The 12,431-nt window shown below is 34.9% G+C and carries 12 protein-coding genes; 8 read left to right on the top strand and 4 right to left on the bottom strand.

Features of this window, described 5'->3' with window-relative positions; all coding sequences use genetic code 11:
- Positions 1-3: 3 nt before the first annotated feature.
- On the top strand, positions 4-144 hold the full coding sequence (locus ABXQ82_RS03700) for a transposase (protein WP_367055047.1): 141 nt from the start codon (positions 4-6) through the stop codon (positions 142-144).
- A gap of 354 nt (positions 145-498) precedes the next feature.
- Here the strand turns inward: ABXQ82_RS03700 and dnaJ are convergent, their stop codons facing one another.
- A complete protein-coding gene (gene dnaJ, locus ABXQ82_RS03695) occupies positions 499-1,623 on the bottom strand; it encodes a molecular chaperone DnaJ (protein ID WP_367055026.1) in 1,125 nt (374 codons plus the stop codon).
- Between the two features lie 48 nt (positions 1,624-1,671).
- Complete coding sequence (locus ABXQ82_RS03690; RefSeq protein WP_367055023.1) at positions 1,672-2,232, bottom strand: nucleotide exchange factor GrpE; 561 nt, start codon at positions 2,230-2,232, stop codon at positions 1,672-1,674.
- Between the two features lie 169 nt (positions 2,233-2,401).
- Between ABXQ82_RS03690 and ABXQ82_RS03685 the strand changes: the two genes are divergently transcribed.
- A complete protein-coding gene (locus ABXQ82_RS03685) occupies positions 2,402-3,058 on the top strand; it encodes a YceI family protein (protein ID WP_367055020.1) in 657 nt (218 codons plus the stop codon).
- 170 nt (positions 3,059-3,228) lie between these two features.
- Here ABXQ82_RS03685 and ABXQ82_RS03680 read toward each other — a convergent pair whose 3' ends face one another.
- The gene (locus tag ABXQ82_RS03680) at positions 3,229-4,134 is read right to left on the bottom strand and encodes a TIGR01777 family oxidoreductase (protein ID WP_367055017.1); all 906 of its coding nucleotides are present in this window, start codon (positions 4,132-4,134) and stop codon (positions 3,229-3,231) included.
- Positions 4,135-4,999: 865 nt separating this feature from the next.
- Positions 5,000-6,022 (bottom strand): metal-dependent hydrolase, encoded by a 1,023-nt coding sequence (locus tag ABXQ82_RS03675; protein WP_367055014.1) that lies wholly within the window; start codon positions 6,020-6,022, stop codon positions 5,000-5,002.
- Between the two features lie 91 nt (positions 6,023-6,113).
- Between ABXQ82_RS03675 and nhaC the strand changes: the two genes are divergently transcribed.
- The 6 genes from nhaC (at position 6,114) to ABXQ82_RS03645 (ending at position 12,326) form a co-directional block, all read left to right on the top strand.
- Positions 6,114-7,583 carry a Na+/H+ antiporter NhaC gene (gene nhaC / locus ABXQ82_RS03670; protein WP_367055012.1) on the top strand — a complete coding sequence of 490 codons (1,470 nt, stop codon included), beginning with the start codon at positions 6,114-6,116 and terminating at the stop codon, positions 7,581-7,583.
- 144 nt (positions 7,584-7,727) lie between these two features.
- A complete protein-coding gene (locus tag ABXQ82_RS03665; RefSeq protein ID WP_367055009.1) occupies positions 7,728-8,372 on the top strand; it encodes a peroxiredoxin in 645 nt (214 codons plus the stop codon).
- Positions 8,373-8,464: 92 nt separating this feature from the next.
- Entirely contained in the window at positions 8,465-8,773 is a 309-nt protein-coding gene (locus tag ABXQ82_RS03660; protein WP_367055006.1) for a thioredoxin family protein, read from the top strand.
- Positions 8,774-8,812: 39 nt separating this feature from the next.
- Entirely contained in the window at positions 8,813-9,070 is a 258-nt protein-coding gene (locus ABXQ82_RS03655; RefSeq protein ID WP_367055003.1) for a hypothetical protein, read from the top strand.
- Positions 9,071-9,293: 223 nt separating this feature from the next.
- Positions 9,294-10,040 (top strand): FkbM family methyltransferase, encoded by a 747-nt coding sequence (locus ABXQ82_RS03650; RefSeq protein ID WP_367055000.1) that lies wholly within the window; start codon positions 9,294-9,296, stop codon positions 10,038-10,040.
- A gap of 171 nt (positions 10,041-10,211) precedes the next feature.
- Positions 10,212-12,326 carry a mucoidy inhibitor MuiA family protein gene (locus ABXQ82_RS03645; protein WP_367054997.1) on the top strand — a complete coding sequence of 705 codons (2,115 nt, stop codon included), beginning with the start codon at positions 10,212-10,214 and terminating at the stop codon, positions 12,324-12,326.
- The last annotated feature ends 105 nt before the right edge of the window (positions 12,327-12,431 follow it).

Raw genomic sequence — 12,431 nt, 5'->3', positions numbered from 1 at the left:
AATATACTCAACTACTTTGATAATAAGAGCACAAATGCCTCGGCAGAATCTTTCAACGCAAAAATTAAAGCTTTTAGGGCACAGTTCAGAGGTGTGAGAAACGTAGATTTTTTCCTTTATAGGTTAACCACAGTATTTGCGTAAACACAACAATTGTTCTTGATCCGTTATTTGTTTTATGAATGATTACTACAAAATGTGTGGTATAAAATGTAAATTTTGAGACAATATTGCCAGCGTCCTTCGGACTTCACAATGTTGAGTTTCGAGATCCCGCCCTTCTGCGGGATTAGTTCAACTAACAACATTGTGCGCGTCCTTCGGACTTCCAATGTTGAGTTTCGAGATCCCGCTCTTCTGCGGGATTAGTTCAACTAACAACATTGCGTGCGTCCTTCGGACTTCACAATGTTGAGTTTCGAGATCCCGCCCTTCTGCGGGATTAGTTCAACTAACAACATTGCGTGCGTCCTTCGGACTTCACAATGTTGAGTTTCACTAAGAAAACATGTCCTTCACTTTTTCAAAAAATGATTTATCCGAGCTTTCTGGTTTTGGGGAAAAATGCTCATCTTCCACCATGGTTTCAAAAAATTCTTTCTGCTGCTTATTCAACGTTTTTGGTGTCCAAACGTTTACATGCACCAAAAGGTCTCCTTTTCCGTAGCCGTTAATACTTGGGATTCCCTTTCCGCGTAAGCGTAAAATTTTACCAGATTGTACACCAGCTTCTACTTTTATACGGACTTTACCAGTTACCGTATCAATTTCTTTTGAGGTGCCTAAAACAGCTTCAGGGAAACTTACATATAAATCGTAATGTAAATTATCACCTTCACGCTGTAAATTTTCATGATCTATTTCTTCAATAGCTACTAATAAATCTCCAGAAATTCCATTTCCAGGCGCTTCGTTCCCCTTTCCTGAAACTTTAAGCTGCATACCATCCACAACACCTGCTGGTATTTTTATGGATACTGTTTCTTCCGAAACTTTTAAACCTTGTGCATCTGCATCGGCAGGCTTTTTATCTATGGTCTGTCCGGCGCCACCACAAGCATTACATGGTGCCGATGTTTGCATTCTACCTAAAATAGTATTGGTAATACGCGTCACTTGTCCTGAACCATTACAGGTGGAACAGGTTTTATAAGTTGTTCCTGGAGCTTGTATTTTACGTTTTACTTTTATCTTTTTCTCAACGCCGTTTGCGATTTCTTCGAGTGTTAATTTTACACGAATACGCAGGTTGCTTCCTTTTACACGACGTTGTCCACCACCGCCACCAAAGCCAGAGAAACCACCGCCGCCGAAGCCGCCACCGCCAAAAATATCGCCAAACTGGCTGAATATGTCATCCATATTCATGCCGCCTCCGCCACCGCCAAAGCCACCGCCTTCAAAGGCTTGATGACCATACTGGTCGTAGCGTGCTTTTTTATTGTCGTCGCTTAAAACTTCGTAAGCTTCTGCTGCTTCTTTAAATTTAGCTTCGGCATTCTTATCATCTGGATTTTTATCAGGATGAAATTCTATGGCTTTTTTTCTGTAAGCTTTTTTAATTTCCGCTGCGCTAGCGCCTTTACTAATTCCTAATATTTCGTAATAATCTCTTTTAGCCATTCCCTATTCAACCCTTCCAAAAGGAAGAACTTATTTTTAATTAATATTTTATTGCCCTATAACTACTTTTGGAAAACGAATAACTTTCTCGCCTAAAACATATCCTTTTTCGATAACGTCAATAATTTTCCCTTTTAAATCGTCTGAAGGTGCTGGTATTTGTGTAATTGCTTCATGATTATCGGCATTAAAAACATCACCTTTTTTAACGGTCATTGCCTTTAAGCCCTTTTGCTCTAAAGTGTTTACCAATTTCTGATAAATCAACAATACCCCTTTACGCAACTCCTCAGCTTCTTTATCATCTTCTATATGGCTTAATGCACGTTCAAAATCATCAAGAACTGGCAATAAGGTTTTCATCACATCCTCGCTTGCCGTAGAAAATAATTCTATGCGCTCTTTAGATGTGCGTCTTTTGTAGTTTTCAAACTCTGCAAATAAGCGTAAAAACTTATCTTTTTCTTTTTGAAGCTCCTCTTGTAGTTGTTCTTCAACAGTTAATTCCTCAGCCATTTCTTCTTGTTGTTCTTCAACTGCAACAGCTTCATTTTCAGCACGGTTAAGTTGCTCTTCCTGGATGTCTTTTGCTTTGTTTTTTTTACTCATGGTGTATTTTTTAATACTACTACATTTCGGTTGGCAAAAGTACTGCCAATATTGTTAAAATGCCACATTGTCATTAAAAAATTTGACCTGAATTTTGTTTAACTATTTTTTTACATTTCTATAAAACAATTTGTTTAATTTTGCAGCTTAACTTAAAAATTGAATACAAATGAAAACGAATTTTAAAAATATGCTATATGTTGGTGTTTTAGCACTAGCTTTAGTTGGTTGTAAGGACAAGGCTAAAGAAGCAGAAACAAGCGCTGCTAAAGCTGCTGCCGAAGCAAAAGTTGAATCTGTTAAATATACGGTAGATACTGATGCGTCTGCAATTGAATGGAAAGGTTTTAAACCTACAGGTACTCACAACGGCACCATTAAATTAGACTCTGGAGTTTTTGCGCTTAACGGAAATACTATAGAAAGCGGCTCTTTTTTAATTGACATGAAATCTATTACTGTTTTAGATATCCCTGCGGAAGAAAAAGACAACGCAAAATTAACTGGACATTTAAAAAGTCCTGATTTCTTTGATGTGGAAAACCACCCAAGTTCAGCTTTTGAAGTAACCGGTGTTAGTGAAGCAGAAGGCAAAACAATGCTTTCTGGAAATTTAACGATTAAGGGTGTTAAAAACAATATTACATTCCCTGTATCTGTTACAGAAACTGGTAATGCAGTAAGTTTAACGAGTGAAACATTTACTATAGATCGTTCTAAATGGAACGTGAAATATGGTTCTAAATCGTTCTTTGATAATTTAGGCGATAAATTTATTAATGATGATATTGAATTAAAGATTGATGTTACGGCTAAGAAGGCTTAGTTTTTAAATTTTCTGACTTAAATATTATTTTGAAAACCACCTTTTGGGGTGGTTTTTTGTTTTAATAATTGAAACTTGAATTTATAGTAATTTTCGGCTATCTTGTTTGATCTTGGATATAAGTCATTAAACGACGCATATACGAGAGCCATTAAACGAACCCTTTATATCTACCCCAACAAATCCTCCAAAGCAGGTTTCAAACGATGATATTCAAACTGAAACCCTTTATTTTCAATTTCTTTAGAGCTTACACGTTGACTTTCAAACAACAAAATATGCATTTCTCCTAAAACCAATTTCATTGTAAACTTTGGGATATTCGGTAAAAAAAGAGGTTTATTCAAAACACTTGCAGCGGTTTTAGTCAGCTCATTATTGGTTACGGGGTTTGGTGCAACACCATTGTAAACGCCAACTAATCTATGTTCTAAAACATAAATAAATATTCTTGCTAAATCTTCAATATGAATCCAAGATTGCCATTGTTTTCCACTTCCAAAAGCAGCACCAGCACCATATTTTACAGGTTTTACTATTTCTTTTAAAGCACCACCGTTGTTGCTTAATACCAACCCAATTCTAACTTTGGAAACCGCTACATTTACTTCTGAAAATTTATCAACTACGTTTTCCCATGCTTGAACAACTTCACCTAAAAAAGTATTGCTTTTTTCTTTATGGGTTTGATCGTAATAATTGGTCAACGAATCTGGGTAAATACCGATAGCACTAGCTGAAATAACATGCTTAACCGTGTGCGATTCTCCTTTTAGACTATTTATAAGCAACTGTGTACTATCTACTCTACTTTGTATGATTTGTTGCTTGTAACTTTCTGTCCACCGTTTTGAAATGGACACTCCTGCTAAATGGATAATAGCCTCCACATCTTTAAAACAATTGGTATCAATTGCTTTGGTATTTGGATTCCAGTAAAATCCTTGATAATCTTCTTCTTGAACTATTTTAGAGATACTCGTTGTTAAATAGTTGATTTGCATGTTTTTGGAATGGCAGAGCTTCACAATTTCCTGTCCTATCATTCCTGTAGCTCCTGTAATTAAAACGCGCATTTACCTTTTTTTATTAAAGTTACGAAAAGGGATATGGGAATGCTAGGGGTTTAAGTAAGGTTTAACAGAATGTGAAAATTGACGGAAGACGGATGACCGATGACGGGTGGGTCAGGCTTTGGTGCACAATTAATGGCTGAATATTAAAATACAGATGATACTAACTGAATACTGCGACTGCGACTGATACTGCAACTGCGACTGCGACTGCGACTGCGACTGAAAACTAAAAAATCTCTCGCAAAGGCGCTAAGGCGCAAAGAGTTATTGCTTTAAAATGGAAATGATAACTGTGACAGCGACTGAAATTTGACTGAAGACGGATGACGTGTGGATTAGGGCTTTGGTGTACAATTAATGGCTGAATATTAAAATACAGATGATACTAACTGAATACTGAGACTGCGACTGCGACTGCAACTGCGACTGCGACTGCGACTGAAAACTAAAAAATCTCTCGCAAAGGCGCTAAGGCGCAAAGAGTTATTGCTTTAAAATGGAAATGATAACTGTGATTGCGACTGAAATTTGACTGAAGACGGATGACGTGTGGGTTAGCGCTTTGGTGCACAATTAATGGCTGAATATTAAAATACAGATGATACTAACTGAATACTGCGACTGCGACTGCGACTGAGACTGCGACTGAAAACTAAAAATCTCTCGCAAAGGCGCTAAGACGCAAAGAGTTATTGCTTTAAAATGGAAATGATAACTGTGACTGCGACTGAAATTTGACTGAAGATGGATGACCGATGACGGGTGGGGCAGGCTTTGGTGCACAATTAATGGCTGAATATTAAAATATGGATGATACTAACTGAATACTGAGACTGCAACTGAGACTGAATACTGCTTACTAAAATCAAACCCCTTTAATACGTTCCCATAACGATTTAAACAACGCTCCTAGACTTTCAAACTTGGGTTCAAAAGGTTTCATATTTAGTCGCTTACCATCTTTATACAGGAGCAAACTAAATACTGAAGTATTTGGATTAGCTTCATCTAAAAGCGGATAGCGCAAATCGTTGTATTCGTATTTATTTTCATCTAATTTATAAATGCTATAATACTGATTACTAAACCATGCCAAACCTTTGATGTCATTATAATCAGACGGTTTTAAATCCCGTTGCTTTGGCACTTCCCTGAAATTCTGAAATCTGTTTTTTTTGTCAAACAAAGAATAATCTGCTACAAAATACGATGTCTCTGTTTCCGCTATCGCATACCACAAAATGTTATTTAAAATGGCCGGTTGCGTGCTAAATCTTATGGCACTAATGTCATTATCTTTCAAAGATTTTCTAAAAACTGAATCAATATATAATTTATTTCCCAACGTAAATAACATGTAAGCTGAACTAATACCAATACCCAACTTTAGCCAAAGTCTTCTTTTTTCTGAAGTTCTTCTAAAAAACATTAAAACGATGACACAAACCAAAAAAGGCAATGTATATGCAGGATCTGCTACGGCTATATTATTTAGCGCAACCCGATAATCGCTAAAAGGCGCAAATAACTGTGTGCCGTAAGGTGTAAAACAATCTAGGATTGGATGCGTAAAAAGTGACCAGAAGAATAGTGAGGTCCAATCCTTGAGTGTTGTGCTGTTTAAACGTCTTCCAGAATTGTAGAGTTTATAGACTACCCAACCCAAAATAAAAGCTGCCAAAACAGAAAACAAAATAGAATGCATAAACCCTCTGTGGAATAACATTGCATCAATTTCATTGCCGTAAAGCCACCCCCCTACCAATACATCTAAATCTGGAATGGTCCCGCCGAGAGCTCCAAACAACAAGGCTTTATTTCCTATTTTTTTTCCCAGTACCGCTTCTCCACATGCAGCACCTAAAATAATTTGAGTTAATGAATCCATTCCATATAAAAATGAATGGCAAAAGTACAGAAGTATTTCCATTTGCGTACCTATTGTTAAAATCGTAACATTACGTATCCAAAAAAAATAGATGAAAGAAGACGATAATATTTCCGAATTCAAAGCTAACGACCAAAACATTATTGAAAATAAAGAGCTTAATTTTTATGAAGCCCTTATTCCTGTTGTGCTATTAATGAGTCTTTTGGCATACAATATTTTTTTTGCTGCTGGTGAGCTATTTGGAGAATATTCCAATCAATTTATCTTGCTTATTGGTGGCGCGATAGCTGCTATTGTTGGCTTTTTTAACAAAGTAACACTACATAGAATGTTATCGGAAATATGGGAAAACCTAAAAAGTGTTTTTGTACCAATAATGATTCTGTTTTTAGTAGGGGCATTAGCAGGAACATGGCTCATTAGCGGTGTTATTCCAGCTATGGTTTATTATGGTTTACAAGTATTAAGTCCCGAAATATTTCTACCGGCGTCAGTAATAATTTCTGCTGTAATCTCTATTGCTACAGGTAGTTCCTGGACAACCTCTGCTACGGTCGGCATTGCACTAGTTGGTATTGGAACAGCTTTGGGCATTAACCCTGGCATGATTGCCGGTGCTGTAATTTCTGGTGCTTATTTTGGAGATAAAATGTCGCCTCTTAGTGATACCACAAATCTTGCACCAGCTATGGCAGGAACAGATTTGTTTACTCATATTCGATATATGACGATTACAACAGTACCTACAATTATAATAACACTGATTGTTTTTGGTATTTTGAGTGCAACTATTGAAACCTCTGGAAGTGCCGATGTTAGCAATCTTTTAAAAACTATAAACACAACATTTAATATATCTCCTTGGCTATTTTTAGTGCCATTGGCGGTTATTGTTCTCATTCTTTTTAAGACGAAACCTCTAATTGCATTAGGTGCTGGAGTGCTGCTCGCTGCGCTTTTCGCATTCATATTTCAACCAGAAATTCTGAATAGTTTAGGAGAATCAAAGTTATCATCTGTAATTTCCTCAATATTTTCTGATACACGAATTACAACTGAAAATGAGAAGCTTAACGACCTCTTTTCAGCCGGCGGTATGAAAGGTATGCTATGGACCATCTATTTAATTCTATGCGCTATGGTTTTTGGAGGTATAATGGACGGCATTGGTGCATTGGCTAGAATTACGCGAGCCTTACTTTCTGTTGCTTCATCTGTTTTCGGATTATTTGCAAGTACAGTTATCAGTTGTTTGGGATTAAATACCATTGCGTCCGACCAATATTTAGCCATCGTTATTCCTGGGAAAATGTTTAAACAGGCCTTTGAAGATAAAGGCTTAGCTCCAGAGAATTTAAGCAGGACCTTGGAAGATTCTGGAACCGTTACATCGGTTTTAATTCCCTGGAATACCTGTGGAGCTTATCAAGCAGGAGTTTTAGGGGTTGGCGTTGGCGAGTACTTTATATATGCTATTTTCAACTGGTTGAGTCCGTTTACAACATTACTGTTCGCAGCTTTTTCAATTAAAATCAAACAATTAAAATCTTCAAAATAACAAGTAACCCTCTCATTTTCAGCACGCATAAATAAATACTATTAATCAATAAGTATTTAAAATTTTATGCCGTTTCATTTTCTTTGGTTGTAGGTTATTTTTGCATACTGAAAACGAATAATTAATTATAAAATTTAAATAAAAATGGCATTAGTAGGAAAAAAATTTCCAGATTTAAACGTTGACGCAATGAACGATATGGGCGATACCTTTAAGGTGAACGTTCTTGAAGAAGCGGTTAACAACAAGAAAAAAGTAGTATTGTTTTGGTATCCAAAGGATTTTACTTTTGTATGTCCAACAGAATTGCATGCGTTTCAAGCTGCTTTAGGTGAATTCGAAAAAAGAAATACAATTGTTATAGGTGCATCTTGTGATACACCAGAAGTGCATTTTGCATGGTTAAGTGCTTCAAAAGATAATGGAGGCATTGAAGGTGTAACTTATCCCCTTTTGGCAGATAGCAACAGAAACCTATCTAGCGTTTTAGGTATTTTGGATATCACTAATGAAACCTATAATGAAGCAACAGATTCTATTCAGGTCGAAGGAGACAACGTGACCTACAGAGCAACATATATCATAGATGAAGATGGTATTGTACAGCACGAAAGCATTAACAACATGCCTTTAGGTAGAAATATTGGTGAGTACCTTCGTTTGGTAGATGCATTAACTCACGTACAAGAAAAAGGTGAAGTTTGTCCTGCAAACTGGGAAGAAGGAAAACAGGCAATGAGCGCAAATGCAAAGGCTACGGCTGAGTATTTGGCAGTTCATGCTAACTAATTTGAAATTCCAAATGAGAAAATCCAAATTCCAAAAAGCAACGTTGTAATATTTTGGAATTTGGAATTTTGTTTTTGAAAATTTAAAAAATTATGATTAAAGAATTAAGCGAAGATAATTTACAGACTCTTGTTGCTGAAAACGAAACTGTCGTAGTCCAATATTCAGCAACATGGTGCGGCAATTGTCGTATTATGAAACCAAAGGTTAAAAAGTTAGCTTCAGAGTTAGAAAACATCACTTTTGTAATTGCCGATGCTGAAAAATTTCCAGAATCTAGAAAACTAGCCACGGTTGATAATTTGCCAACCTTTGCAACCTTTAAAAATGGAGTGTTTGTAAATCAAGTACAAACTAACAAATTTGAGGTTCTAAAAGCGCTTGTTGAAGAAGTTGTTTAGAGTTTTCGCTTTTGTGGAAATGACAAAATAAAATACCTAATGAAGTTACCAGTAATTAAACATCTTACACAATTTATTGAAGAAAACGACGAAGATTTTGTGGTTGAAACCATTGAAACCTTGGAAGCCTTAACCGAAGTTTCGTCTCTAAAAGATGAAGAACTGGATGTTATAGGCGAATTGATCTCAAACATGTATGGTGCTATTGAAGTGCATAAAATGACCAAATCGGGAACACCGAAAAAAGAAGCTTTAAATAGTTTTATGAGCCGTGTTTTAGGTTCAATTGACACATAATTGAAAAAAGGAAAATTAGTTAAGTTTAAAACCACTCTGCTTTCGCAAAGTGGTTTTTTTGTTTTATTTAAATCCTTTAGTCGATTATTGTTTTTTTAATTTCTATACTTTTGGTATTTTAAATTGTAAGAATAGTATCTTAGCACAGATTTTAATGCTTATTAAGAGTTTAATAAAGTATAACGATATTAATTTATAACATTAAAGAGTATTACTAAAATTTATGAAAAAATTCCGTCATTGCGTAAAGTACTATGGGCTAAATGGTCTCGTAATCTTTTCTAAACTAAAATTAGGTCTCACAAAAAACATATCAGTTCCTGGGATTTCTCACCCAATATATCTTCGAAAATCTACGACTGATATTCCAACTTTCTTTCAAATATTCACCAAACTAGAATATAAAATCCCATTAAAGTTTGATCCAAAAGTAATCATCGATTTAGGAGCCAACATTGGATTAGGAGCTATTTATTTGGCTAACAAACATCCTAACGCGAAAATTATTTCAATAGAACCGGAAAGATCAAATTTTGAAGTGCTTAAAAAAAACACAGGAAACTATAAAAACATCATTCCATTACAAAAAGCAATTTCTAATTTAGATGGTCAATTTATTGAGATTGAAGATACAGGCGCTGGTAATTGGGCATTTATGACCAAGGTTATAGAAAAGAACCAAAGCACTACATCCTCAGTAGAAACCATATCAGTAAAAAAACTAATGGAATTACATGATTTAAAACACATTGACATTCTTAAAATTGATATTGAAGGTGCAGAGAAAGAACTATTTGAAAGTAATTATGAAGACTGGATGCCTGTTACCAAATGCATCATTATCGAATTACACGATGATATGAAAAAGGGATGTTCAAAAAGCCTTTTTAAATGTATCGGCAATTATAATTTTTCTGTGGAATTTAAAGGAGAAAACTTGGTTTTTATGAATGATGATTTAGTTGATTAATCATTTTTTATTTAAATACCTCTATCGTTCCTAACCTAAATTAATAGTAATTTACAAAGAGTAACTCATTCAAATTAGTAGTTAACTCACTTATACCTACAGATTACTCATTACATCTTTTATAATGTTTTGATTGGTTATAGTTTTATTCCAAACTTAAAATAACCAATCATGAAACAGCTTTGTATTTTATTCCTATTATGTGCCTCATCAATAGCTTTTGCTAACAATACCAACCCGACAACATCTTTAGTAAAGTCCGTAACGGTATTTATTGATGGTGCGCAGGTTACACGTTTTGCAACCATCACTTTACCTATTGGAACTACAGAGTTTTCATTTACAAAACTATCCCCCTACATTCAAGAAAACAGCATTCAAATTTCGGGATTGGATAATGCTTCTATTTTGTCCATCAATTATGCCATAAACCATTTATCAAAATTGGATAAATCTGAACATATTGAAAAGCTTCAAAACGATATTGAAAGACTTAATGATGCTATTCTTCTTGAAGAAGATATGATGTCTGGCTATGAAGAAGAACTAAACATCATAAAAGAAAACAGAAAATTGGGGAATGAAAATCAAGTGGTAAGTCTTGAAAAATTGAAGCAATTTGCAGCTTATTATCGTGAACGCATTACGGAAGTCAATAAATTGATTCATAAATCTTTAAAAAAGAAAAAGGAATACAATGAGCAAATTGGAGACATTAAACAGCAATTGGCAGAATTAAATGTGGATGACAAAATTCAAACAGGAGAAATAAAAATAAAACTAAATACGAACACAAGTAAACAATTGAATCTCATTATAAAATACAATGTAAACAATGCAGGTTGGTTTCCTATCTACGATTTAAAAGCAAAAGACATCAGTAAACCTCTCGATTTACATTATAAAGCCCATGTCTATCAAAATACTGGGATTAGTTGGGATAGCGTAAAACTGACACTCTCTACAAATGACCCAAACATCAATAACATAAAACCAGATGTCAACCCGAAATACTTGAACTTTATTAGTCGCAATAGCAATTATAAAAGTGAAAACTCAACCAAAAGTTACAACTTTAAATACAACCCCTTTATAAAACAAATTAGCGGTATTATTACGGACGCGTCAGGTGTTCCACTTCCTGGAGCAAATGTGATTGTTAAAGGAACTACTAATGGTGCTGTAACAGATTTTGATGGCAACTTTAGTTTAAAAGCCAATGGCGGAAAAGAATTAGAAATATCTTATTTGGGATATAGAAGTGAAATTATCCCCATACATTCGAGTGTTATCAATTTAAGTTTAGATGAAGATGTTAGTGCTTTGGATGAAGTTGTGGTAAGTGGCTATGGAACATCAAAAAGAAGAGATATAACAGGTGCTGTTGCTTCTGTGAAATCCGAAAGTTTTGGCAATGCACTTCAAGGACGTGCCGCTGGTGTTAATATTAGAGGAGTTTCTTCTTTCAATTCTAATGCAAAACCTTTATATGTTGTGGATGGAGTAATTATGAGTTCCAATAAATTCAAAGATATAGATGAAAATATGATTGCCAACATTGAAGTTCTTAAAGATGCTTCAGCAACGAGTATTTATGGAAACAGAGGTGCTAACGGAGTAATTATTGTTACTACAAAAAAAGGAAGCTACACATCTTCAGGCGATATTATTACAGAGGGCATTACAAACACGAATTTTGAAATTCAGAAACTATCTACGGTAGAATCTGATGGCAATATCACAGTCATTGAAATTGACAAATACACCGTGCCTGCTACCTTCTCCTATTTTACGGCACCTGTAATTAATGAAAACGTGTTTTTAACCGCAAAAATTGGCGACTGGCAACAGTACAATTTACTGCCAGGTGAAGTGAATGTGTATTTTGAAGATAGCTATTCTGGAATTACAACTATTAATCCATATGCTACAACCGATAGTTTAACCGTTTCATTAGGCGTTGACCCAAATGTGGTTATTAAAAGAAAACCCATAAATAACTTTAAGAAAACGACGTTTATAGGAAATAATAAAGTTTTAGATAAAGTCTATGAAATTGAACTCAAAAACAACAAACCAACTGCCATAGCGATTGTAATTGTGGATAGAATTCCTGTAAGTCAAAACAGGGAGATAAAAGTGGATGATATAGAAACTGGAACTTCAGATTATGATGCTAAAAAAGGCATTCTAAAATGGAAAATGACTATTTCTCCAAATCAATCCAACACTTATAAATTCTCTTATACTTTGAAATATCCGAGGTATAGGAAGGTTAATTTGTAGTACTTATAATAATTTAAAATTGTTTGAAACTTGACTTTGTCAGAAAAATTTGGAACTTTGTTTAACGTAGTATATAAAATGTTAAAATGTTTTCATATTCCAAAG

This window comes from Algibacter sp. 2305UL17-15 (genome assembly GCF_040720935.1).
Classification (GTDB): domain Bacteria; phylum Bacteroidota; class Bacteroidia; order Flavobacteriales; family Flavobacteriaceae; genus Jejuia.
The sequence above is the reverse complement of the archived record's forward strand: the minus strand, read 5'-3'. Positions and strand labels throughout refer to the sequence as shown.